Source organism: Martinezella rhizogenes (assembly GCF_027460065.1).
GTDB lineage: Bacteria > Pseudomonadota > Alphaproteobacteria > Rhizobiales > Rhizobiaceae > Agrobacterium > Agrobacterium rhizogenes_C.
This window is the reverse complement of the sequence record NZ_JAPYZZ010000009.1, coordinates 1-22,529: the sequence shown is the minus strand read 5'-3', so window position 1 is coordinate 22,529 and position 22,529 is coordinate 1. Positions and strand designations below refer to the sequence as shown.

At 59.8% G+C, this 22,529-nt stretch carries 20 protein-coding genes and 1 riboswitch; of the genes, 8 read left to right on the top strand and 12 right to left on the bottom strand.

The features are described from left to right. Position 1 precedes the first annotated feature (1 nt). A complete protein-coding gene (locus tag O8B93_RS15595; protein ID WP_269710843.1) occupies positions 2–1,156 on the bottom strand; it encodes an amidohydrolase in 1,155 nt (384 codons plus the stop codon). Between the two features lie 60 nt (positions 1,157–1,216). Further along, positions 1,217–2,863, bottom strand: coding sequence for a GNAT family N-acetyltransferase (locus O8B93_RS15590; protein WP_269710842.1), 1,647 nt, complete (start codon positions 2,861–2,863; stop codon positions 1,217–1,219). Positions 2,864–3,098: 235 nt separating this feature from the next. Here O8B93_RS15590 and O8B93_RS15585 point away from each other — a divergent pair, with 235 nt between their 5' ends. Together O8B93_RS15585 and O8B93_RS15580 are read left to right on the top strand one after the other, a co-directional pair. Next, positions 3,099–3,833: an SDR family NAD(P)-dependent oxidoreductase gene (locus O8B93_RS15585; protein WP_269710841.1), complete on the top strand. Its 735-nt coding sequence runs from the start codon at positions 3,099–3,101 to the stop codon at positions 3,831–3,833. Between the two features lie 38 nt (positions 3,834–3,871). Then, on the top strand, positions 3,872–5,224 hold the full coding sequence (locus tag O8B93_RS15580; RefSeq protein WP_269710840.1) for an aspartate aminotransferase family protein: 1,353 nt from the start codon (positions 3,872–3,874) through the stop codon (positions 5,222–5,224). A gap of 41 nt (positions 5,225–5,265) precedes the next feature. On the opposite strand, the gene O8B93_RS15575 is transcribed toward O8B93_RS15580, so the two are convergent. Together O8B93_RS15575 and O8B93_RS15570 are read right to left on the bottom strand one after the other, a co-directional pair. Then, complete coding sequence (locus O8B93_RS15575; protein ID WP_269710839.1) at positions 5,266–5,703, bottom strand: EamA family transporter; 438 nt, start codon at positions 5,701–5,703, stop codon at positions 5,266–5,268. Positions 5,704–5,881: 178 nt separating this feature from the next. Beyond that, positions 5,882–7,228 (bottom strand): dicarboxylate/amino acid:cation symporter, encoded by a 1,347-nt coding sequence (locus O8B93_RS15570; RefSeq protein ID WP_269710838.1) that lies wholly within the window; start codon positions 7,226–7,228, stop codon positions 5,882–5,884. Positions 7,229–7,464: 236 nt separating this feature from the next. On the opposite strand from O8B93_RS15570, the gene O8B93_RS15565 reads away from it, so the two are divergent. Together O8B93_RS15565 and O8B93_RS15560 are read left to right on the top strand one after the other, a co-directional pair. Beyond that, positions 7,465–9,306, top strand: coding sequence for a sensor histidine kinase (locus tag O8B93_RS15565; protein WP_269710837.1), 1,842 nt, complete (start codon positions 7,465–7,467; stop codon positions 9,304–9,306). A gap of 1 nt (position 9,307) precedes the next feature. Continuing rightward, complete coding sequence (locus O8B93_RS15560) at positions 9,308–10,672, top strand: sigma-54-dependent transcriptional regulator (RefSeq protein WP_269710836.1); 1,365 nt, start codon at positions 9,308–9,310, stop codon at positions 10,670–10,672. An 88-nt stretch (positions 10,673–10,760) separates the two neighbouring features. Here the strand turns inward: O8B93_RS15560 and O8B93_RS15555 are convergent, their stop codons facing one another. Beyond that, entirely contained in the window at positions 10,761–11,273 is a 513-nt protein-coding gene (locus O8B93_RS15555) for a BA14K family protein (protein ID WP_269710835.1), read from the bottom strand. A gap of 179 nt (positions 11,274–11,452) precedes the next feature. On the opposite strand from O8B93_RS15555, the gene O8B93_RS15550 reads away from it, so the two are divergent. Further along, positions 11,453–12,163, top strand: a complete 711-nt coding sequence (locus O8B93_RS15550; protein WP_269710834.1) for a GntR family transcriptional regulator — start codon at positions 11,453–11,455, stop codon at positions 12,161–12,163. A gap of 49 nt (positions 12,164–12,212) precedes the next feature. Here the strand turns inward: O8B93_RS15550 and O8B93_RS15545 are convergent, their stop codons facing one another. Together O8B93_RS15545 and alr are read right to left on the bottom strand one after the other, a co-directional pair. Next, positions 12,213–13,469 (bottom strand): D-amino acid dehydrogenase, encoded by a 1,257-nt coding sequence (locus O8B93_RS15545; protein WP_269710833.1) that lies wholly within the window; start codon positions 13,467–13,469, stop codon positions 12,213–12,215. A 7-nt stretch (positions 13,470–13,476) separates the two neighbouring features. Continuing rightward, entirely contained in the window at positions 13,477–14,643 is a 1,167-nt protein-coding gene (gene alr / locus O8B93_RS15540) for an alanine racemase (RefSeq protein WP_269710832.1), read from the bottom strand. A gap of 127 nt (positions 14,644–14,770) precedes the next feature. On the opposite strand from alr, the gene O8B93_RS15535 reads away from it, so the two are divergent. Next, positions 14,771–15,229 (top strand): Lrp/AsnC family transcriptional regulator, encoded by a 459-nt coding sequence (locus tag O8B93_RS15535; protein WP_004438693.1) that lies wholly within the window; start codon positions 14,771–14,773, stop codon positions 15,227–15,229. Between the two features lie 221 nt (positions 15,230–15,450). On the opposite strand, the gene thiD is transcribed toward O8B93_RS15535, so the two are convergent. Genes thiD through O8B93_RS15510 form a run of 5 tightly spaced genes read right to left on the bottom strand, consistent with a single transcriptional unit; the run spans position 15,451 to position 19,363 of the window. Beyond that, a complete protein-coding gene (gene thiD, locus O8B93_RS15530; protein ID WP_269710831.1) occupies positions 15,451–16,248 on the bottom strand; it encodes a bifunctional hydroxymethylpyrimidine kinase/phosphomethylpyrimidine kinase in 798 nt (265 codons plus the stop codon). Then, on the bottom strand, positions 16,245–16,907 hold the full coding sequence (gene thiE / locus O8B93_RS15525; protein ID WP_269710830.1) for a thiamine phosphate synthase: 663 nt from the start codon (positions 16,905–16,907) through the stop codon (positions 16,245–16,247). Before thiE ends, thiD begins: the two co-directional genes overlap by 4 nt. Further along, positions 16,894–17,634, bottom strand: a complete 741-nt coding sequence (locus O8B93_RS15520) for a hydroxyethylthiazole kinase (RefSeq protein WP_269710829.1) — start codon at positions 17,632–17,634, stop codon at positions 16,894–16,896. Before O8B93_RS15520 ends, thiE begins: the two co-directional genes overlap by 14 nt. Further along, positions 17,631–18,581 (bottom strand): ABC transporter substrate-binding protein, encoded by a 951-nt coding sequence (locus O8B93_RS15515; RefSeq protein WP_269710828.1) that lies wholly within the window; start codon positions 18,579–18,581, stop codon positions 17,631–17,633. Before O8B93_RS15515 ends, O8B93_RS15520 begins: the two co-directional genes overlap by 4 nt. Then, positions 18,578–19,363: an ABC transporter permease gene (locus O8B93_RS15510; RefSeq protein WP_269710827.1), complete on the bottom strand. Its 786-nt coding sequence runs from the start codon at positions 19,361–19,363 to the stop codon at positions 18,578–18,580. The genes O8B93_RS15515 and O8B93_RS15510 overlap by 4 nt, the downstream gene beginning before the upstream one ends. 125 nt (positions 19,364–19,488) lie before the next feature. After that, a riboswitch (TPP riboswitch) is annotated at positions 19,489–19,591 on the bottom strand. Positions 19,592–19,769: 178 nt separating this feature from the next. On the opposite strand from O8B93_RS15510, the gene O8B93_RS15505 reads away from it, so the two are divergent. Together O8B93_RS15505 and O8B93_RS15500 are read left to right on the top strand one after the other, a co-directional pair. Continuing rightward, complete coding sequence (locus O8B93_RS15505) at positions 19,770–21,101, top strand: TadE/TadG family type IV pilus assembly protein (protein WP_269710826.1); 1,332 nt, start codon at positions 19,770–19,772, stop codon at positions 21,099–21,101. 141 nt (positions 21,102–21,242) lie between these two features. After that, positions 21,243–22,529, top strand: a 1,287-nt coding sequence (locus O8B93_RS15500; protein ID WP_269710825.1) for a TadE/TadG family type IV pilus assembly protein, incomplete at its 3' end; no start/stop codon positions are given.

Genomic DNA, 22,529 nt, shown 5'->3' with positions numbered 1-22,529 from the left:
GCTATTTCTCGTCCGTCAGATTGCGGATGATGCGCATGAAGATGCGCGCGCCGATGCCGATCAACGCATCAGGAAAGTCATAATCGGGATTGTGCAGGTTGGGGTAATCCCTGCCTGCGCCGAGAAAGAACATTGCTGACGACGAGACAGTGCGGAAACGGCCGAAATCCTCGGAGGCCCGCATGGGCAGACCTTCCGAATTGTGGAGAATTTTCTCCTCGTCGAGCGCGTGCCTTATGTGCCCGACCGCCTCAGGCGTATTTTCGCAATGCAGGAAAATATCGTCATAGGCGATGTCGAGTGTCAGCTGGTGCTCGCCTGCCACCTTTTTCGCCAGTGATTCCGCAGCTGTGCAGAGCTTCTCCATCCGGTCGTCGGTCAAGGTTCTGAGCGTCGCCCAGATTTCCGCATCGGCCGGGGAGATACCGAAGGCGGCCTCGCCCATCATGGCGTGGGTGATCGTCACCATCGAAAAGTCGGGTTCGGGCGGGAAGCCGGAACCAAGTTCGGCCAAGGCTGGCATCATCAGGGATATCGCCCGCATGGGCGAAACGCCGTGTTCCGGTGAGGAGGCATGCGCCGTCTTGCCGGAAAGGCGGATCTTGATGCCGCGCGATGCGCAATTGACCGGCCCTTCCAGCACACTGACATGGCCGAGCGGCAGTCCGGGCAGATTATGCAGCGAAAATGAATAGTCCGGTTTTATTTCGTTAAAACGCGGGTCAGTGAGGACGGCGGCGGCACCTGCGCCGGTTTCTTCCGCGGGCTGGTAGAGAAGAATGACGCGACCGGTTTGCGGCCTTTGCCTGGAGAGACCGAGTGCCAGTGCCGTCAGGATGGTGGAGTGACCATCATGGCCGCAAAGATGGCCCTTGCCGTCAGTGCCGGAGCGGTAATCGGCCTCGCTCTTTTCATGAATGGGCAGAGCATCGAGTTCCGAGCGGATCAGTATTGCCGGGCCGCTTTTACCGCTGTCATAAACCGCCGCCACGCCATGGCCGCCGAGATCGGCAAGAAGCCGGTCGGGTTTTGCCTGCGCAAGGAAAGTGCGGATACGCCGCGCGGTTTCCTTCTCCTCCCCGGAAACTTCCGGATGACGGTGCAGATCGTGGCGAAGCTCGACGAGATCGAGCATGTCCTTGTTGGTCAGAAACATCTGATATCCTTGCAAGTCGGCGGGCCGGGTTTTCCTGCCGCAACTTACAGGGCGATGCCTTTAATGCAAAACCTTTGGCGGATGCCAGCGCTTGGCCGTCGTTTTCGGTTTGGCGACAAGCGTGACGACATCGGGCGGCAGCGGAGCCGTGGTCTTTGCCTGTTCCAGCCGCGCAAGGGCCGCGCGGGCTTTTTCGGCATATTCCAGATGGGCCGTATCGTCGGAATGGTAATGCTGCAACCTTTCCAGGATTTCCGCCGCTTCCATCTGTCGTTCGGCGGCAATCAGCGCCACCGCGCATTTGTAAAGTGCTTCCCGGTGGAAGGGGGCGCGATTGGTCACCTGGCGGAAGGCCTCGGATGCCTCGTGATAATGCTGTTGCGCCAGCCGCGTTTCGCCGATGCGCAGCCACAGGACGACGGGTTCCTGGCCTGCTGCCAGAAGGCTGAGAAAGGCAATTTCGGCTTCCCGGAATTCACCGCGGTCGAAGGCGAGGTTGGCGAGCCCAAACTGCGCGCCGAGATGGTCCGGCGCTGCGGAAAGAACCTGACCGAAGGCAATGTTGGCCTCGCTCTTCTTGCCGCTCTTGTAGAGTTTCAGGGCCTGTTCGTAAACAAAACGGACGCTGCGCGGGTGGAGCGTGCCGCCGAGATTGTCGCCCGAGCGGGTGCGGAACAGCGTACAGCTCAGCTTGTGCTCTTCCGGCCCGAAGAAATATTTGTAGGGTTCGTTACCACGCAGGAAATCATAGGTCTTGAAACCCTGCTCGATGGCCCTGCGGATGCAGTGCCCATGCAACACGAGGCCGGGGGACGGTGTCTTCCAGTTCTCGTCGCGGCCGGTAATGTAGAACAGGACCGATTTTTTCTGCCGGTCGATGATATTGGCGAGCGCGCCGAGCGGCTGGTCGCCGAACCAGAGCACCGGCACTTCCAGATCGCCGCGCAGCCAGACGTCCATCAGCATCTGCCGCGTCGCGCCGATCAGGAGTTCGGTACGCTCCTTGCCCTTGTGCGGCGCCCAGCGAATGCGCCAGAAATCGAACAGGATGTCCATGTCCCGTTTGATTGTGTCCTTTGTTGCGAAGGTGAAACGGTATTCGTCGCCGCCCTCCACCTTTCGCAGGAAGCGCCTGAGTTTCTGCCGGGTCTGGCTGCTCATATGACTTTCGAGATAGCCGTCGAATGTCTCCGGCAAGCTCACCACCGGGCAGATGCAATTGTTGATGTTGTAGGAGTTGGTCGGCATGTTGTCGCGAAACATGACGAGTGGACCCTGAAGGGCGCGGATCATCGCATCGCGCCTTTCTGGCGGGCCGGACAGGTAGTCGAGCTTCAGCTCGGTCCAGTTCTGCTGGCGTATAAAGGAGCAAAAACCGGCAACGGCGTGATTTTCATAGTCCGGCAGGGAGATGAAGCCGGTGTAATCCGCCGCCGCGTTGCCGGCCATGACGATGCTGTCGTGAAAGCGGCCGGTCTTCTTGTCCGGTTCGGTGACGAGGCGGAGCGGGAAAAACGCCACATAAGGCGAGCCTTCCGGGCGTTCGCGGAGCGCCAGGATGAACCAGCGCCTGCGGCGCGGCATGTAATCCCTGAGCCAGCCCCAGGAAAGGAAATGCCGGGCGTGGGGATCGGCCATGAACACCGAGTCCCAGTTTTGCCTGATCGCCTCGAAGCCGGCGTCGGTGTCGATGATATCGATGCGCATTCTTGCCCCCTCCCAATACTGATCACACATTCGGGAGGCTTCATTTTATGGGTAAACGGCTGGCTTCAAATATTCCCTTCGGGTGAAAGCCCGGCATCAAATGGGATTAGCCCATTGCCCTTAGCCGATTGCCGCACCGCGACAAAAAAGACCTTGTCAGCCGGTTGCAGCACTCTAACATGCGACGCTGAATGCGTGTCCGGCTCAACGGCTCGCATGGCACGGGAGTTCTCATATGGCTGTTCCTTTCATGCTTCTGACCGGCGCGAGCCGCGGAATAGGGCATGCCACCGTCAAGCTGTTTCAGGAGAAGGGCTGGAGGATTCTCACCGTTTCGCGGCAGCCCTTTTCCGAGGAATGCCGGTGGCCATCGGCACGCGAGAGCCATATCCAGGCCGATCTTGAGGATCTGTCGGGGATCGATGATCTGGCAGACGAGGTGCGCTCGCGCCTGCCGGAAGGCAAGCTTGCCGCCCTCGTCAACAATGCCGGTATTTCGCCCAAGGGTGAAGGTGGCAGCCGACTTGGCGTGGCGGATACCACGGCCGACGTCTGGACGCGTGTGTTCAACGTCAATCTCGTTTCCACGGCGCTACTCGCCCGCGCGCTTCTGCCGGAACTGGAGGCGGCGAAAGGCTCCATCGTCAATGTCACCTCCATCGTCGGCTCGCGGGTGCATCCTTTCGCTGGCGTGGCCTATGCTACTTCGAAGGCAGCCCTTGCGGCGCTAACGCGCGAGCTTGCGCATGAATTCGGCCCGCGTGGCGTGCGCGCCAATGCCATTGCACCGGGTGAAATCAATACCGCCATCCTGTCGCCCGGAACGGCTGAACTGGTGGATGCGCAGGTGCCGCTCGGCCGTCTTGGCACCACAGCCGAGGTGGCGCAGACCATCTATTTCCTGTGCTCGGAGCAGTCGAGCTACATCAACGGCGCGGAAATTCACATCAATGGCGGCCAGCACGTCTGACGCTTTAAGCTCATCTAACCGAAACGGAGCCCTTATCCATGACCATCCTGCCCAATTCCGTCGAGGCACGCGATATCGCCTATCAGATGCACCCGAACGTCAACCTGCGCAAATTCGAAAAGACCGGCGGTCTGGTGATCGAAAGCGGCGAAGGCATCTATGTGACCGACAGCAGCGGCAAGCGTTATATCGAGGCGATGGCGGGGCTTTGGTCGGTGGCGCTCGGTTTCGGCGAACAGCGGCTGGTGGAAGCGGCAACGAAGCAGATGCAGAAGCTGCCCTATTACCACACCTTCTCCTACAAGACGCATGGCCCGTCCGTCGATCTGGCCGAACTGTTGATCGAGCTTTCGCCGGTGCCGATGTCCAAGGTGCATTTTACCTCGTCCGGCTCCGAGGCTAACGACCTCGTTGCCAAGATGGTCTGGTATCGCTCCAATGCACTGGGTAAGAAGGACAAGAAAAAGATCATCGGCCGCATCAAGGGTTATCATGGCGTGACGATTGCATCCGCCTCGATCACCGGCCTGCCGCGCAACCATGAGAGCTTCGACCTGCCACTCGATCGTATGCTGCACACGGCCTGCCCGTCTTATGTGCATTTCGGAAAGGACGGGGAGAGCGAGGCTGAGTTTACTGCGCGTATCCTTGGGGAATTGGAAGAACTGATCCTGCGCGAAGGTCCCGAGACCGTCGCCGCCTTCTGGGGCGAGCCGGTTATGGGTGCTGGCGGGGTTCTGTTGCCGCCTGTCGGTTATTGGGAAGGCGTGCAGGCCATCCTGAAGAAATACGACATCCTGCTTGTCGTGGATGAGGTAATCTGCGGTTTTGGCCGCACCGGCAGGATGTTTGCCTGCGAGACCTATGACATCAAGCCCGACGTCCTTGTCGTCTCCAAGCAGATTTCGTCGTCCTACATGCCGCTTTCGGCGATCATCATGAACGACAGTTTCTACCAGCCGATTGCCGATGAATCAGACCGTATCGGCTCCTTTGGTCATGGTTACACCGCCTCCGGCCATCCGGTCGCGACGGCGGTGGGCCTCGAAAACCTGAAGATCATTCAGGAGCGCGATCTCGTCGGAAATGTCGCCCGGCTGGAGGGCAAATTCCTCGATCATCTGAAGGCGCTTGCCGATCATCCGCTCATCCATTCCTCGCGTGGCATCGGTCTTCTCGGTGCGCTGGAGGTGAAGCCATGGGAGGGCACGAAACCGGGCGATACAACGCTTGCGCTGGCCGCGGCGATCGAAAGCGAAGGCGTCATTACCCGGCCGATCGGTGAATCCATCTGCTTCTGCCCGCCGTTGATCATAACGGCCGAGCAGCTGGATGAACTGTTTGCCGGCGTCAAGCGCGGTCTCGACAACGCGCTCGCGGCCAGGGGCTGAGGACTTGGGAATCGCATCGGCCGGTATCCGGCCGATGCCTTCTATCCGCGATAGGCCACAAGCACCGCGCCGCAGGCAATCAGCACGACGCCGAGCCAATTGGGCAGCGACAGTCTTTCTCCCAGAAACAGCACCGCAAAGATGGCGACGAAGACGACGCTCAGCTTGTCGATGGGCGCGACACGGGCGGCATCGCCGATCTTCAGCGCCCGGAAATAACATATCCACGACGCGCCGGTCGCCAGGCCCGAAAGCACAAGGAACAACCAGGTCCGCCCGGAAATGCTGGAGGGTTGCTGCCAGTTGCCGGTGACATAAACCATCAGGCCCGCGGCGGCGAGAATGATGATGGTGCGGATGAAGGTGGCGAAATCGGAGTTGACGTTTTCGATGCCGATCTTGGCGAAAATGGCGGTCAGTGCCGCGAAGGCCGCCGATAAAAGCGCCCAGAATTGCCAGGCGAGAAACAGGTTCTTCATGCGGTTGCTCCGTCCATCGTATTGCGCCCTGTCTGGCTCTACAGCATCGCCGGGCCGATAAAAACCGTTTTCGTTCAGGGCCGGAAGGGCGAAAGGCCGGCGCATCCACAGGATACGCCGGCCTTCATGCGAGGCCTGTCCGGACGGACCGGAACAGGCAGGACCTTGGGAGGTCGTATTATTCGGCGGGCTGCACCGAAGCCGGCAGAGAATCCACATCGGCAATGCTGGTGAATTCTTCCTTGCCGCTGAGGACACGCGCGAGTTGCTCCTGATCCAGTTCGCCTTCCCAGCGGGCGACGACGATGGTGGCAACCGCATTACCGACGAAGTTGGTAAGCGCGCGGCATTCCGACATGAAGCGGTCGATGCCGAGGATCAGCGCCATGCCGGCGACCGGAACCGAAGGCACGACCGAGAGCGTTGCGGCCAGCGTGATGAAACCAGCGCCGGTGATGCCGGCCGCGCCCTTGGAGGACAGCATTGCGACCAGAAGCAGCAGGATCTGTTCACCGAAGGACAGGTGGATGCCGGTTGCCTGCGCGATGAAGAGGGCGGCGAGCGTCATGTAGATGTTGGTGCCGTCAAGGTTGAAGGAGTAACCGGTGGGAATGACGAGGCCGACGACGGAACGCTTGCAGCCTGCCTTTTCCATCTTGCTCATCAGGCCCGGCAGGGCGGCTTCGGAAGACGAGGTGCCGAGAACCAGAAGCAGCTCTTCCTTGATGTAGCGGATGAGCGCGACGATGGAGAAGCCGTTGTAGCGGCAGACCGCGCCGAGAACCACGAACACGAACAATGCGGACGTGATGTAGAATGTCCCGATCAGCATGGCGAGGTTGGTGACGGACGAGATGCCGTATTTGCCGATGGTGAACGCCATGGCACCGAAAGCACCGATGGGGGCGGCCTTCATCAGGATCGCGACCAGCTTGAAGATCGGGTACATCATGGCATGCATGAAATCGGTGACGGGCTTGCCCTTTTCGCCGACGATGCCGAGCGCGATGCCGAACAGAACCGAGAAGAACAGCACCTGCAGAATGTCACCACTGGCAAATGCGCCGACGATGGTGGTCGGGATGATGTTCATCAGGAAGCCGGTGATGGTCTGCTCATGGGCCTTGTCGGCGTAGGTCGCGACGGCCTTGGCATCCAGCGTCGAAGGATCGATGTTCATGCCGGCGCCCGGCTGCACGGTGTTGGCGACGATGAGGCCGACAACGAGCGCGAGGGTGGAGAACACCAGGAAGTAGATCATGGCCTTGCCGGCCACGCGGCCAACCTTCTTCATGTCGTTCATGCCGGCAATGCCGGTTGCGACGGTGAGGAAGATGACGGGAGCGATGATCATCTTGACGAGGCGGATGAAGCCGTCGCCGAGCGGCTTAAGCTGCTCACCGAAGGCTGGATAGAAATGGCCGAGTGCGATACCGGCGATGATGGCCACCAGAACCTGGAAATACAGGTGCTTGTAAAATGGCTGCTTGGCGTGGCCTGCGGCCACGGCTGTCGTATCGATCATGTTTTTTCCTCCTCGGCCTCACCCTGCCTTGATTGGCCTCCCGGGATCGCCGTGTCGTTGACGGCGTCGCGCCGATTGCGGAGTCATGTGCAATACGCATGCCAGACTTGCTTATTTGCCGTAACTTGCTGATTTCAAAAGTAGTTTTTATTGAAGCTTCGCCGGCTCACGGCCATTTGTGCGGAATTCCGGACAAAATCTCTTGCGATCCGTGTGTAAATCCGCACAATTGTGCGATGACCTATCAGGATCAGGCACCTCACTCCCAGGCGAAACGGCGCGCGCAATGGCTGGCTCTGGCCGGCCTGTGGCTTCTGGTCAGCCTGGCCATGCTGCTGGTGGCCGATGAGTTCGCCCGTCGCCAGGCGATACGTACCGCCGCCTCCGAGGCCTCCACGGATGCCGAACTGAAGATTGCGCTTTTGAATGTCGCGCTGGAGCGGCCGCGCGCCATTCCGCTGGTGCTATCCGGCGATCCCGATCTCGCCGCTGCGCTTGACGGCGGCGGTCCTCCCGCCCTCGACCGGCTAAACCGCAAGCTGGAAGGTCTGATCGAAGGCACGCAGTCCTCGGTGATCTATGTCACCGGGCCGACCGGGCTGACCATTGCCTCCAGCAACTGGCGGCAGGACGACAGCTTCGTTGGCTCCAATTACGCCTTCCGCGAATATTTTCAGGCGGCGATGAAGACGGGCATGTCCGAACATTATGCGCTCGGCAATGTCAGCCGCCGGCCGGGTCTTTATATTTCCCGCCGCATCGATGCCGGCGACGGGAGGCCACTTGGCGTCGTCATTGCCAAGGTGGAATTCAACCGTCTGGAGTCGGACTGGAACATCGGCGGCAAACCGGTCTATGTGGTCGACAGGAACGGCGTCGTGCTGATGACGAGTGTGCCGGAGTGGCGTTTCAAGACCGTGGCACCCATCGACGAGGCGCGGCGGAAGATCATTGCCGAGAGCCTGCAATTCGGCAATGAGACGCTTGCAACCCTGCCATTTCGGGCGGCCCGGTCGTCGGGCGATGGCGTTCCACTCATCCATGTCGATGGGCCGGGGCGCGAGCGTGGCGATTATCTGCAGCTGGAAGAGCCGGTGCCGACCACTTCATGGACACTGCATTATCTGCAACCCGTCGCACCGGCGCTCAACGCAGCAATCCGCGAGGGCAGGGTGGTGGCGCTGGCGACCCTGATGCCGCTGATGGCGCTTTCCGCATTCTGGCTGTGGCGCAGGCACAAGGCGCTCCGGGAAAAGGAAGAGGAACAGCGCGCCCGCGCTGAACTGGAAATGAAGGTGCAGGAACGAACCCGTGACCTGACGAAAACGCGCGATCATCTGCAAGCCGAAATCACCCTGCATGAAAAGACCACCGGCGAGTTACGCAATGTGCAGCACGAGCTGGTGCAGGCCAACCGCCTTTCCATTCTGGGCCAGGTGGCGGCGGGCGTGGCGCATGAAATCAATCAGCCAGTGGCGACCATCCGCGCCTTTGCCGACAACGCCCGCACCTTGCTGAAACGCGATCGTCTGGCCGAAGCCAATGAAAATCTGGAAGACATCGCCGCTCTCACCGAGCGGATCGGCACCATTACCACCGACTTGAAGATACTTGCGCGCAAGGGCCGCACCGCCGCCGAACCCGTGAGCGTCAGGCTGGTCATCGAGGGCGCGGTCGTGCTGTTGCGTAGCCGTTTTTCCGGGCAGATGGATGCGCTGGATATCGCCCTGCCGGATCAGGACCTGAAGGTGCTGGGCAGCCGTATCCGGCTCGAGCAAATCCTCATCAATCTCCTGCAAAACGCGCTGGAAGCCACGGAAACGATTGAGACGGCGCGTGTCGAGGTGCGCGTGCGGGAGGAGGGCGACATGGTCGTGATTTCGGTCAGTGATAATGGTAGCGGCATTCCGGAAACCATCCGCGCCCAGCTTTTTTCGCCCTTCAACACATCAAAGGAAAGCGGCCTCGGCCTTGGCCTCGTCATCTCCAACGATATCGCTTCCGATTATGGCGGTCGTATCGAGGTAACGAGCAGCGGGGCTGGCACGTCTTTTTCCGTATATCTGAAGCGAGCATGACATGATAGTGGATGGAACCATATTCCTGGTGGATGACGACTCGCAGCTGCGCAAGGCGATGGTGCAGACGCTGGAACTCGACGGATTACCGGTCACCTCCTTTTCAAGGGCCGAGCAGGCGCTTGCGGCGCTGAACGAGGATTTCGACGGCATCGTCATCACGGATGTGCGCATGCCGGGCATGACCGGCCTCGAATTCTTCGACCATGTCCGCAAGATCGATGCCGATCTGCCTGTTATCCTCATTACCGGCCATGGCGATGTGCCGATGGCCGTCGATGCGCTTCACAACGGGGCTTATGATTTCATCGCGAAACCCTTTCCCGCCGAACGCATGGTGGAAAGCGCACGTCGGGCGCTGGAAAAGCGCCGTCTCGTGCTGGAAAACCGTGCGCTTCGCCGGGCTGCGGGGCAGGCGGAGGACGATCTGCCATTGATCGGTCAGACGCCTGCCATGGAGCGCCTGCGCACCACGCTGCGCCACATTGCCGATACGGATGTGGATGTGCTGGTGGCGGGCGAGACGGGCAGCGGCAAGGAAGTAGTGGCAACGGCGTTGCATCGCTGGAGCAAGAAGCGCGCGAAGGGCAATTTCGTGGCGCTGAATTGCGGTGCGTTGCCGGAAACGGTGATCGAGAGCGAGCTGTTTGGCCATGAGCCGGGGGCTTTTACCGGCGCGCAGAAAAAGCGTGTCGGCCGCATCGAACACTCCAGCGGCGGCACGCTGTTTCTGGATGAGATCGAAAGCATGCCGCTTGCGGTTCAGGTGAAGATGTTGCGTGTGCTGGAAATGCGCGAAGTCTCGCCGCTCGGTTCAAACGAGGAGAGGCCTGTCGATATCCGCGTCGTGGCGGCGGCGAAGGTGGATCTCGGTGATCCGGCCGAGCGCGGCACGTTCCGCGAAGATCTTTATTACCGGCTGAACGTGGTGACCCTGTCCATTCCGCCGCTGCGCGAACGCAAGGCGGATATTCCGCTCCTGTTTTCCCATTTCGTCACCAAGGCAGCCAATCGTTTTAATATGCCGGTGCCGCAGATCAGCGCCGGCACGTCCCGACGGCTTCAGGAGCATGATTGGCCCGGCAATGTCCGAGAACTCGGGCATTTTGCCGAAAGGGTGGTGCTGGGGCTGGAGGCAGAACCGGCAGCTGCGCCCGCTTCGCAATCCGCCATTCCGGCCTCCGGCACCCTGCCGGAGCGCATGGATGAGATCGAGGCGCATATCATCCGCGAAACGCTGGAGCGCTCGAACGGAGACGTTGCGGAAACCATCGCAACGCTCGGCATTGCCCGCAAGACCTTTTACGACAAGCTGCAGCGCCATGGCATCAACCGGGCGGATTATGTGAAGAACGGCACGGCGTGAGATCGCGCTGATGCAGATGGAAAAGCCGCGGACGTTTCCATCCGCGGCCTGACAATAACGGCTGTGTCTATCTTGGCGGTCTTGCCGATCAACCTGCTACGCAGAAATGACGCTGACCATCGTTACCGACATAGGTGCCGGAGCGGCTGTTGAAGCTGCGATAGCGCTGCGAGCAATAGTCGTACCAGGCATTTGTCCAGGGCTCGATGGTGCGGTAGGTCCGGCGCGGCTGGTAATAACCGGGATTACTGTCATAGACCGGCTGGGCGCGGTAAACCGGTGCCGGACGATAGACCGGAGCGGGGCGATAAACCGGCTGTGGCTGCGGCTGATAATAGCGATAGTCCGGCTCTTCATAAACGTAGCTCGGCTCGTAACGGCGGGGCGGGTCGATATAGACGCGCTCATCATCCACCGGGCCGGGCCGCGACATTGCCGAGCCAACGGCGACACCGGCGGCAAGACCGAGGACGCCACCCAGAATGGCGGCATCGCGACGATCATGGCGATCCCAGTCGCCGGCGGATGCGCTGCTGAGGGGAACGAGCGTGGCGGCGGCGACAGCGATCGTCAGAACTGTTTTAGCTGCGAAGGACGACATGGTGTTTTCTTCCATCCAAGTGGCAGGGCGCTGCCAGTTGCAAATTCGATGGTTAAGGAAATACAGCCCGGCTGCTGAACGGGCGCTGAATGAATTGTGGCGGACCGGCGGCGGCCCGCAATTCCTGTTTGCGCGAACCGTACTTCGCGCTAGAACTCAAGAGCAAACAGGACGCACCGATGAGCCTTTCCCACATAACCGTCAATCCCGATACCTCGCATGAAGACCGTGCACAGGCCATTCGCGATACGCTGCGTGACGCCATTGTCGATCGGCGGCTCGCACCGGGGACGAAACTGTCGGAAGCGGAAGTGGGAACCCTGTTCGAGGTCAGCCGCACGGTGGTGCGGGCAGCCCTTCAGATGCTGGCCTATGAAGGTCTGGTCAAGGCCGAGCGCAATCGCGGTGCTTTTGTCTCCAACCCGACGCCGGATGAGGCGCGCCAGGTTTTCGCCTCGCGCCGGCTGATCGAACCCGGTGTGGTGGATGCAGCGATTGATAAAATCACGCCGGCGGCGGCGAAGAAGCTGAGGGAACATCTGGTCGAGGAAAGCCGCCATCAGCTAGAGCGCGGTCCAACCGCCAGACGCGCGGAGATCAAGGCGTCAGGCGATTTTCACCTGATGCTCGCTTCTCTTGCCGGCAATGCCATTCTCGAAAAATTCATGGATGAGCTGGTCGCCCGCTCGTCGCTGGTCATCGCGCTTTACGGTCGCTCTGGTGTTTCGAGCTGCGGCCATAATGACCACGCTGACCTCCTGGATGCGCTGGAGGCGAAGGATGCGGCAAAAGCCCGCGCGCTGATGCTGCGGCACCTCGACCACATCGAAGCCGATCTCGACCTTCGCATGAAGGAAGGGCTGGCGCTCAAGGACGCGCTTGCGCTTTGATTGCCGCCCATCCCGCCTGGCGGGCGGGAAGGGGCTTTTCTACTCCGCCTCAGGCGGCGTAACGGCTGATGGCCAGATCGTGCGTGTCGATCTCCGGCTTGTTCCCGCTGATCATATCGGCAAGCACCCGGGCCGAGCCGCAGGACATGGTCCAGCCGAGCGTGCCGTGACCGGTGTTGAGATAAAGATTGCTGTAGCGGGTGGCGCCGATGACAGGCGTACCATCTGGCGTCATCGGCCGCAGACCGCACCAGAATTTCGCCTGGCTCTGATCACCTGCGCCGCCGAACAGGTCTTCCACCGAATGAGCGAGCGTTTCCTGGCGGGCTGCCGGCAAATCCTTGCTGAAGCCGGCGATCTCAGCCATGCCGCCGGCGCGGATGCGTGAACCGAGACGGGTGATCGCCACCTTGAATGTCTCGTCCATGACCGTGGAGACGGGCGCGCGCTCCTCCTTCACGATCGGAACCGTGATGGAGTAGCCTTTCACCGGATAGACCGGCAGGGTCAGCCCAAGTTGCCGCACGAATTGCGGCGAATAGCTGCCAAGCGCCGCCACGAAAATATCGGCCTCCATCAGGCCGCGCGTGGTTTCCACGGCCTTGATGCGACCGCCCTCAACGATGGGGCGCATGATACCGGTGTCGTAAAGGAAGGTGACGCCTGCCTCTTCCGCCATGCGGGCAAGCTCCGTGGTGAACATGAAGCAGTCGCCTGTCTCGTCGCCGGGCAGTCGCAGGCCACCGACGATCTTCTCCTTGGCGGGTGCAAGGCCCGGTTCGATGGCGGCGCAGCCGTCGCGATCGAGAATCTCGAAAGGCACACCGCCCGCCGTCAGCACGTCCACATCCTTGCCGATGGCATCGAACTGCTTCTGGGTGCGGAATACTTCGAGGGTGCCTTGCATGCGCTGGTCGTAGTTGATGCCGGTGTCTTCGCGCAGTGCCATCAGGCAATCGCGGCTATATTCGGCAACGCGCACCATGCGGCTCTTGTTGATGGCATAACGCGCCGAGGTGCAGTTGCGCAGCATCTGGCTCATCCAGCGCCATGCGGCCGGATCGGCGGTCGGGCGAATGATCAGCGGCGCGTGTTTCATGAACAGCCATTTCATCGCCTTCATCGGAATGCCGGGGGCAGCCCAGGGCGATGAATAACCGGGGGAAACCTCGCCGGCATTGGCAAAGCTGGTTTCGAGCGCTGCGGCCGGCTGGCGGTCGATCACCGTCACCTTGTGTCCGGCTTTGGCCAGATACCAGGCAGATGTCACGCCGACGACGCCGGCTCCGAGGATAGTGACGTTCATGATCGTCTCACTTGTGATTGACTGATGTTGAAGCGGTTGCCGGGCTCATGCCCGGCTGAATATAGCTGCGGCGGTAACGGCGACCGAGGCCGGTCAGGATTTCATAGGCAATCGTGCCCGCGTCCTCGGCAATCTCCTCCAGCGTCTGGTCTGGTCCGATCATCTGCACAAGGCTGCCCTGGGTCAATGCTCCCTCGGGCAGGGCGGATATGTCGAGAATGATGCTGTCCATAGAAACGCGCCCGGCAATTGGCAGGCGCACGCCATTGCACCACGCCGCACCGCGATTGCTGAGCGAGCGCGGCAGGCCATCGGCATAACCGGCAGCGATGGTTGCGAGACGTGTTGGACCGCTCGCCGTAAAAGAGCCGCCGTAACCGACCAGCGAGCCAGCGGGAACAGTGCGGGTCTGGATGACGGCGAGATCGAGACGGACGACCGGCTTCATCGGGTTGGGATTAGCAGCGGAAGGCGCACCGCCATAAAGCGCGATGCCGGGGCGCAGCAGAGCGTTATGATAGTCGTTGCCGAGAAAAATACCGCCCGAATTGGAAAAACAGACCGGCGTCTCGGGAAAGGCGGTGGCGGCCTTGCGCATCACGGCGAGCTGCGCGCCATTGGAAACATGATCCGGCTCGTCGGCACAGGCGAGATGACTCATGACGAAGGCTATATCAATTCCATCGAGCAGCTGCGGCTGGGCGGAGAGGATTTCAAGCTCTTCGGGGGAGAGCCCAAGGCGGCACATGCCGGTATCGATCTGCACGGCGGCGGTGAGCGTCTTGCCGAGCTTTTTGGCGTGACCCGACCATTGGGCGATCTGTTGCAGCGAATTCAGAACCGGTGTGACGGCCATGGCGGCACAGGAGGTTTCGTTGCCGGGCTGCAAACCATTGAGGACGAAAATCCGCGCTTCGGCCGAAAGCCGGAGCCTGAGTGCCAGCGCCTCATCGATATGGGCGACGAAGAAATTGCGGCAACCCGCCTCGAACAGGGTCTGAGAGACGATATCCGCGCCGAGACCATAGGCATCGGCCTTCACGACCGCTGCCGTTTGCGATGCTGGCGCCATCGCCGCAAGGGTCAGATAATTATCGCGCAATGCGCCGAGATCGATGGTCAGATGGCCACTTGCACCACCGGCTGTCTGCTGGCGGCTGATCTGCATATCCATGGTCGTTCACCCTCATTTTTATTCTCTGAGGGTATTGCAACGATTGTCGAATTTCTTGGCAATTGTTCGAAGAAAATGCGATATAATTTGAAATCACGCAATATTCGTCGATCAATTGGAGTTTTCTATGTCGTCCCTAGACGCGACCGACCGCCACATCATCCGCCTGCTTCGGCTGAATGCCCGCATCAGCAACGCAAAGCTTGCCGCAGAGGTCGGGCTTTCGCCGTCGGCGTGTTTGCGCCGTGTCGATATTCTCGAGCGGGAAGGCATTATTCGCGGCTATACGGCGCTGACCAGCGGCCTTGCCGGCGGCGAGGTGATCTCTGTCATTGTGCAGATCACGCTCGACCGTCAGACGGAGGATTTTCTCAACCGTTTCGAAAATGCGGTGCGGCGGTATCCCGAAATCCGCGAATGTTATCTGATGACCGGCGGCTCGGATTATTTCCTGCGCTGCGAGGCGGAAAGTGCGGGGGATTTCGAGCGGATTCACAAGGAAATCCTGTCGAAACTGCCGGGGGTTTCGCGCATTCATTCGAGTTTTGCGATCCGGAATGTGCTGGCGACGCCGAAGGCGCGGTGATGGGGCGGAGTGTGCGGCTCACCCCCCTCTGTCCTGCCGGACATCTTCCCCACAAGGGGGGAGATCGACAAGCGGCTTGCTCACTCCATCCAACAGGCAGGGATACTACGCTGAAAAGAGTGCGTGGAACTGAGGCCGAACCCTCATCCGATCTCCCCCCTTGAGGGGGAGATGTCCGGCAGGACAGAGGGGGTAAACCCCCAAACTCTGCCCCCGCGTCACTACCACCACCACCGATAAAAATGATGCACCGGCCCCCGCCCGGACCCAACGGCAAGCCCCCGCCCGGCGTCGAGCGCCCCGTTCAGATAGTCCTTCGCAAGCCCGACCGCCTCCCGCAATTCATGTCCCATCGCAAGATGCGCTGTAATCGCAGCCGCCAGCGTGCAGCCGGTGCCGTGGTCGTTTTTTGTGTCCACCCTCGGCGCAGAAAGCGCCTGCATGGTGCCATCCGCAAACAGATAATCCGTGCTTTCAGGCCCGTCCCCATGGCCACCCTTGATGAGCACGGCCTTCGCGCCGGCCTTCAGGATCAGCTCCGCCTGGCGGGTAATCTTCTGCTCCGTCTCCGCAATCTGGGTTCCCGTCAGCAGCGCCGCTTCCGGCAGGTTCGGCGTGACGATGGCTGCGAGCGGCAGAAGATGGCGCCGCAACGTCTCGATGGCATCTTCATGCAGCAGCCTGTCGCCCGAGGTTGCCACCATGACGGGATCGAGCACCACCGGCTGCGACTGCTGCCGAAGCCGCTCCGCGATGGCCGCGATGGTTTCGATCCGCGAGACCATGCCGATCTTCACGGCATTGACGGCGAGATCGGAAAAAACCGCATCCATCTGCGCGACGATGGTAGCGACCGAAATATCCTCAACGGCAGTCACGCCCCGGGTGTTCTGGGCGGTGATGGCGGTGATGACGCTCGCGGCATAGGCGCCAAGTGCGGAGAAGGTCTTGATATCGGCCTGAATACCCGCGCCGCCGCCGCTGTCGGAGCCGGCAATGGTCAATGCAATTGAAGTCATGGCTGTCTCGCTTTCAGCGCCGCGTCAATCGCGAAGCGGAAGTCATTGGTTGCGCTGGCGATATCGGCTGCGCGGAAGATCGCGGAAATGACGGCGACCCCGTCTGCACCCGCGGCGATGACGGCAGGCACACGGGAAAGATCGATGCCGGCGATTGCGCCCACCGGCATATCGGGCCGCCACGCCTTCAGCAGGGCGCGCAGTGCCGTAAAACCGTCTATGCCGACCGGCTTGTCCGGGTTGACCTTGGAAATGGTCTCGAACACACCGCCGATACAGGTATAATCTGCGGGCATGGAAGCTGCCCTTTCGGCATCGGCGCTGTTCTTGACGGTAAGGCCGATGATCGCCTTTTCGCCGAGAATGCGTCTCGCCGTCTTTGCATCCATATCATCGGCGCCGAGATGCACCCCATCGGCCCCTGAAGCGAGCGCCACGTCCACCCGGTCGTTGATGACAAGCGGCACGCCGGTGCCGCCGATCGTCTCGCGAATGGCGCGGGCGTTTTCGATCATCTGCCGCGTCGAGCCGTGCTTGTCGCGATATTGTAGGATGGTTGCGCCGTTGAGCGCAGCCGCCAGAGCAAGCTCCGGTAACGGCGCGACGTCGGCAAGACTGGCATCGACCAGCGCGTTGAGACGGTAATCAACCTTGTTCATGCTCGATCCTCGCATGATTGATGATGTCTTCACCGGAGATTTCGGAAAGCGCATCCAGAAATGACGGTTCAAATGTGCCGGGGCCTTTGGCCTGTTTCGCGGCGAGCTCGGCAGAAACGCCTGTCACGGCAAGGGCGGAAGCCGCCGCCGTCAGCGCGTCTTTTTCCACTGCCATGAAGGCGGCGATGACACCGCCCGAAAGGCAGCCCGTGCCTGTCACCTTCGCCATCCAGGGATGCCCGTTGACAATGCCGACGTTACGGGTCGCATCGCGGAGATGATCCACCGGTCCGGTCTCGATCCTCACCGCGCCTGGTACATCGCCGATCAGGCCCATTTCCGCGCGGTTGCCACGGACGATAGTGGGCGATTGGGCGATAAGTTCCCGGGTAAAGTCCAGCCGCGAGGGGGAGTAGTCGACATGTACGGGGTCAACGATCCACGGCTTGCCGGATGCGTTGGCGATCTCGATCGCCAGCCGGATCACCTTGCGTCGTTCGGCGTCCAGCGTACCGAGATTGACTGTCAGTGCATCCGCCTTGGTGACGAAGCTCTCGATTTCTTCCAGCGACGTCGTCATCGAGGGAATGCCGCCGATGACGGTGATGCCATCGGCGGTGAATTTCTGCACCACGGTGTTCATCAGGCAATGCACGCGCGGACGTGTCTGCCGCACGCGCTCCAGAATTTCGGCGGCCTTTGCCGCAGTCGGAAAATTGCCGGTCATGGCTGTTGCAGCTCCACGGCAATATCGTCCGCTGCGGGGGCCTGCTTGATCAGCTGCATCTCCTGCATGAAGGCGCCGAAACGGGCGTAACGGGCGCGGTCGAGTGCTGCCGGGCGCTTGGCGAAACGTGGCAGCGTGTCGAAAAAGGCCTGTTTGTTCAGGGTGTCGTTCAGGTTCGGGTAGGCCTTGATGAAAAGCTGCCAAGCGTCCTGCGGATGGTTGGTGATGAAGATCGCGGCCTGTTCCACGGCGGAGAGGAAACGCGGCAGGCGGCTGTCCTTTACGAGATCGGTGTGGGTGACGAAGATCAACTCGTCATAGGCCGGCACGCCATGTTCTTCGGGAAAGAAGGATCGGCCCTCATGGCCTTCAAGCTTCATCTGCGTCAGTTCGAAATTGCGGAAACCGCCCAGCGTCGCATCCACCTTGCCGGCGATCAGCGACGGCGAGAGGGAGAAATTGACGTTGACGAGTTCGACATCGTCTTTCGTCAGACCGTCCTTTTCCAGCATGCGCTTCAGCATCGCATCCTCGAAACCGGAAACGGAAAAACCGACCTTCTTGCCTTTCAGATCCTTCAGGCTCTTGATCGGCCCATCCGCGAGAACCGTGACGGTGTTGAGCGGCGTTTCGACCAGCGTGCCGAAACGGACGAGCGGCAGGCCGGCTTCGTGGTCGAGATAGAGGTTCGGCTGGTAATGCACGCCGATATCGGCCTGTTTGGCCGAGACGAGGCGCGGTACGGCGGAGGGGTCGGCTGGCGGTACCAGCTCCACGTCCAGCCCTGCATCGGCGAACAGGCCGCGTTCCCTGGCGATCACCATCGGTGCATGGTCGGGGTTCACGAACCATTCGAGCAATACGGTCAGTTTGTCGGAGGCCTCAGATTGCATGGGCGCAAGTACGCTTGCCGCTACGATGGCGAGGGAAAGAAGTGTTCGTTTCATGGTGCCGAAAGTCTCCGTAAATTTCTGAAAGGAATGGTGTGTTCTGTTTCTTTGGCCCAGGGGGCCAGATTGGCTGTCGCCCGGTCGACGATCAGCCTGAGCAGCACGGCCATGACGGCCAGAATGGCCATGGCGGCGAACATGGTGTCGGTCTGCATACGGGCATTGGACTGGATCATCACGAAACCGAGCCCGGCGGATGCGCCCACCCATTCGCCGATGACCGCACCGAGCGGGGCGAGCGGCGCCGCCACCCTCAGGCCCGAAATCAGCGAGGGAAGCGCCAGCGGCACGCGCAACCGGGTGAGGATCTGCCAGTGGCTCGCCTCAGTCAGCGAGGCGGCGTCGAGGATGGCGCGATCCGTGCGGTTGAGACCATCGGTAAAGGCCGAAGCGACGGGAAAGAAGATGATGACTGCGGTCATGACGACTTTCGAAGCCATGCCGAAGCCGAACCAGAGGACGAGGATGGGGGCGAGCACGAAGACCGGAAAGGCCTGCTGCACCAGAACCATGGGCCAGACGAGGCGGCCGAAGCGCGGGGTGGCGGCAATCGTGAAGGCAACGATAATGCCAGCGGTAATGCCTGCCGCGAGACCGAGCGCCATTTCACTAAGCGTCACCATGGCCTGGCCGAACAGGAAGCCGGGCTGTCGCCAAAAGGCGCCTGCGACATCGGCGGGTGACGGCAGGATATAGCGCGGCGGCGCAAACAGCCATGTCCCCGCCTGCCAGAGAAGGAGCAGAAGGCCGACACCGTTCAGCGCATGGGTGACACGCATGAGCCGGGCCTCAGACGCTAACGCACCATGTGCGAAGGACGGAAGGTTTCAGCATCATTGGTCGTCTCCAGATGTGACAATCACGGAGATCAGGCATAGCGGAGAAGAGAAAGGGCAGCGCCTTGAAGGCGCGACAGTTCCGTTCCTACGCCGGCATGACCCGGATCAGGTTCAAGGGTCCGGCTCATCGCCATCTCAGCACCGTCAGGTGCTCCCCTCGGAAGAGCTTGTTTTTTAGGACATGATCTAAAAATGTCAACGGCTTCCGCTGACAGGTCATGGATCTTCTATATATTACTTAAATATAGTTATTAGTAATGTCGAATTTATTGGTAATTAGTTATATTGATAAACTATATCGCAACAACACAGAAGTAAATCTCATCCGAATTCTGATAATTCGGAGATGAGCTTGAAAAACATCTGGCGGGACAAGTCTGGAAACTTTGCGATTCTGAGTGCTTTGTTGATCATACCGATCATCGGATCCGCCGGCGTTGCGCTGGATGTCGTTCGGGCCATGAGCGTGAAATCCGATCTTCAGATGGCAGCGGACTCTGCGGCTCTGGCCGTGGTTGCGGAAAGTTCAGCCAGTGCCGAGGCTGCACGGCGAATGGCCAGCAATGGCGTCATTTCGGTCGGAAAGGAAGAGGCTGAAGCTTTTTTTCACAGCAATCAGCGAGGGAACCCGGAATATCGCCTGTTGGGGCTCGATGTACAGGTGAAGAAGAATGGCACCGTGATCGAATCGTCAGTGAATTTTAAGGCTTCCCTTAATACAACGCTTTCCAGAGTACTGGGAAAGGATTTCTTGACTGTCTCCGGCAGTGCAACTGCCAAATATGAGACGGAAACCTATACCGATTTCTATCTGCTGCTCGATAACTCGCCGTCCATGGGTGTCGGCGCAACGCCCGCCGATGTGGCAACGATGCAAAAGGCGATCGGATGCGCCTTCGCCTGCCATCTCTCATTGGCAGACGGTTCGTCCGATCCCAACAGCACCTACTTCCGGCTCAAAAATAAGGACCTGAAGGTCAAGGGTTACATCAACGCGACGACGCGCATTGACGTGGTCGCAAAGGCGACCGCGAGTTTGATGGACACGGCTGAGGACACGCGTAAAAAAAGAGATCAGTATCGTATTGCTGTCTACACTTTCGGAAAAACGGCAAACGATGCCTTTCCCGATAAAGACCTCCAGGAGGTCGTGTCGCGCACGTCGGATTTGCAGGTGGCCAAGAAGAAGGTCGGCGAAATTGAACTGATGTCAGTTCCCGGCCATGGATACAATCTCGATCAGCACACCAATTTTGATCGCGCGCTAACGAAGATCACAGCAAAAATGGGAGAATCGGGGAATGGCGCCAGTTCTGCTACCCCTGAGAAAATCGTGTTCTTCGTGTCGGATGGTGTGGCCGATAGCCAGAAGCCCAAGAAATGTACAAAGCCAATAATCTGGAATGGGCGGTGTCAGGAACCCGTGGACACCAAGCTGTGCGACGACCTCAAGAAACAAGGTTTCCGCATCGCCGTGCTTTACACCACTTACCTGCCCCTTCCCGGCAATCAGCACTACGATAAATGGATCGCCCCGTTCCAGTCGGAAATCGGCTCCCGCATGCAAGCCTGCGCCTCCCCGGGCCTGTTTTTCGAGGTCAGCCCTTCGCAGGGCATCAGCGAGGCCATGTCGGCGCTTTTTAAGAAGGCGATCAGCTCGCCACGCCTGACCAGCTAATAACCAGCATGTCGGAAAGCTTATTGGATCGGCATTTAGTTATTTAGGAAATTAGATTTATCGAAAATTAGTTATCCTTTGAAACTGCATTTCAACAGTCTTTTTCTAAGTTCTGTCTCCAAAAGCGCTATGGGGGCAAATTTGAAAAACATCTGGCAGGATAGATCAGGGAATTTCGGAATTCTAACTGCTTTGCTTTTGGTGCCGCTCATCGGTACTGCCGGCGTTGCGCTGGATGTGACTCACAGCATGGCCGTTAAATCCGATCTGCAGAGGGCGGCGGATGCGGCGGCTCTGGCGGTGGTCTCGGATAGCTCGGCGAGCGTTCACAAGGCCAAGGAGATGTCCGCAGACGGCGCCATTGCGATTGGCGGCGACGAAGGCGCCGCATTTTTTAAAAGCAATGAGCGAGCCAATCCCGATTATTCGCTGTTGTCTCTCGATATAGAGGTGACAAAAAGCGGCAATGCGATCGTGTCTTCCGTCAACTTCAAGGCCTCTGTCGATACCACGCTTTCCAAGATACTGGGAAAAGACCTCTTTACTGTTTCTGGCTCTGCCACTGCCAAATATGAAACGGAAACCTTCAGCGACTTTTACGTGCTTCTTGATAACACGCCGTCGATGGGTGTCGGCGCGACGCCGACCGATGTTGCCACCATGGTTGCGAATACGAGCGACAAATGCGCTTTCGCCTGTCACATCGTGAAGGACGGGGTGGTGGATACGAACAGCTATTATTACAAGGCCAAAAGCCTCGGCGTGACCACGCGCATCAATGTGGTCGCAAAGGCGACAGCGAGCCTTATGGATACGGCAAAGTCCATGCGCAAAAGCAGCAATCAATATCGTATGGCAGTCTATTCCTTCGGAGAGAAAGCCGAAGATACAAAGCTGCTTGAAGTCGTGCCGCTGACATCGGATCTGGCGACAGCGAAGAAGAAAGCCGCTGAAGTCGACCTGATGTCGATCCCCAAGCAAGGGTTCAACAACGACCAGCAGACGGATTTTGACCGGGCGCTGACCCAGATTGGTGACAAGATCGGCTCTTCGGGCACGGGCGCGAGTTCGGCGAGCCCGGAAAAGATCGTCTTCTTCGTGACCGATGGCGTCGGCGATAGCTACAAGCCGTCCACCTGCACCAAAAAAACCACGGGCGGCCGTTGTCAGGAACCGATCGACCTCAAATATTGCACGAAGCTGAAGGAAAAGGGTTTTCGCATCGCCGTGCTCTACACCACCTACCTGCCGCTGCCGACCAACGACTGGTATAATAGCTGGATCAAGCCGTTTCAGCCGGAAATCGGTGCACGCATGCAGTCCTGCGCTTCGCCGGGGCTGTTCTTCGAAGTCAGCCCGTCGCAGGGCATCAGTGATGCGATGACCGCGCTTTTCAAGAAGGCTATCACATCACCCCGCCTGACGGGG

Excerpts from the sequence above, each read along its gene's own strand:
- O8B93_RS15595 (WP_269710843.1), bottom strand. The coding sequence starts at position 1,156 with ATGTTTCTGACCAACAAGGACATGCTCGATCTCGTCGAGCTTCGCCAC.
- O8B93_RS15590 (WP_269710842.1), bottom strand. The coding sequence starts at position 2,863 with ATGCGCATCGATATCATCGACACCGACGCCGGCTTCGAGGCGATCAGG.
- O8B93_RS15585 (WP_269710841.1), top strand. The coding sequence starts at position 3,099 with ATGGCTGTTCCTTTCATGCTTCTGACCGGCGCGAGCCGCGGAATAGGG.
- O8B93_RS15580 (WP_269710840.1), top strand. The coding sequence starts at position 3,872 with ATGACCATCCTGCCCAATTCCGTCGAGGCACGCGATATCGCCTATCAG.
- O8B93_RS15575 (WP_269710839.1), bottom strand. The coding sequence starts at position 5,703 with ATGAAGAACCTGTTTCTCGCCTGGCAATTCTGGGCGCTTTTATCGGCG.
- O8B93_RS15570 (WP_269710838.1), bottom strand. The coding sequence starts at position 7,228 with ATGATCGATACGACAGCCGTGGCCGCAGGCCACGCCAAGCAGCCATTT.
- O8B93_RS15565 (WP_269710837.1), top strand. The coding sequence starts at position 7,465 with ATGACCTATCAGGATCAGGCACCTCACTCCCAGGCGAAACGGCGCGCG.
- O8B93_RS15560 (WP_269710836.1), top strand. The coding sequence starts at position 9,308 with ATGATAGTGGATGGAACCATATTCCTGGTGGATGACGACTCGCAGCTG.
- O8B93_RS15555 (WP_269710835.1), bottom strand. The coding sequence starts at position 11,273 with ATGTCGTCCTTCGCAGCTAAAACAGTTCTGACGATCGCTGTCGCCGCC.
- O8B93_RS15550 (WP_269710834.1), top strand. The coding sequence starts at position 11,453 with ATGAGCCTTTCCCACATAACCGTCAATCCCGATACCTCGCATGAAGAC.
- O8B93_RS15545 (WP_269710833.1), bottom strand. The coding sequence starts at position 13,469 with ATGAACGTCACTATCCTCGGAGCCGGCGTCGTCGGCGTGACATCTGCC.
- alr (WP_269710832.1), bottom strand. The coding sequence starts at position 14,643 with ATGGATATGCAGATCAGCCGCCAGCAGACAGCCGGTGGTGCAAGTGGC.
- O8B93_RS15535 (WP_004438693.1), top strand. The coding sequence starts at position 14,771 with ATGTCGTCCCTAGACGCGACCGACCGCCACATCATCCGCCTGCTTCGG.
- thiD (WP_269710831.1), bottom strand. The coding sequence starts at position 16,248 with ATGACTTCAATTGCATTGACCATTGCCGGCTCCGACAGCGGCGGCGGC.
- thiE (WP_269710830.1), bottom strand. The coding sequence starts at position 16,907 with ATGAACAAGGTTGATTACCGTCTCAACGCGCTGGTCGATGCCAGTCTT.
- O8B93_RS15520 (WP_269710829.1), bottom strand. The coding sequence starts at position 17,634 with ATGACCGGCAATTTTCCGACTGCGGCAAAGGCCGCCGAAATTCTGGAG.
- O8B93_RS15515 (WP_269710828.1), bottom strand. The coding sequence starts at position 18,581 with ATGAAACGAACACTTCTTTCCCTCGCCATCGTAGCGGCAAGCGTACTT.
- O8B93_RS15510 (WP_269710827.1), bottom strand. The coding sequence starts at position 19,363 with ATGCGTGTCACCCATGCGCTGAACGGTGTCGGCCTTCTGCTCCTTCTC.
- O8B93_RS15505 (WP_269710826.1), top strand. The coding sequence starts at position 19,770 with ATGAGCTTGAAAAACATCTGGCGGGACAAGTCTGGAAACTTTGCGATT.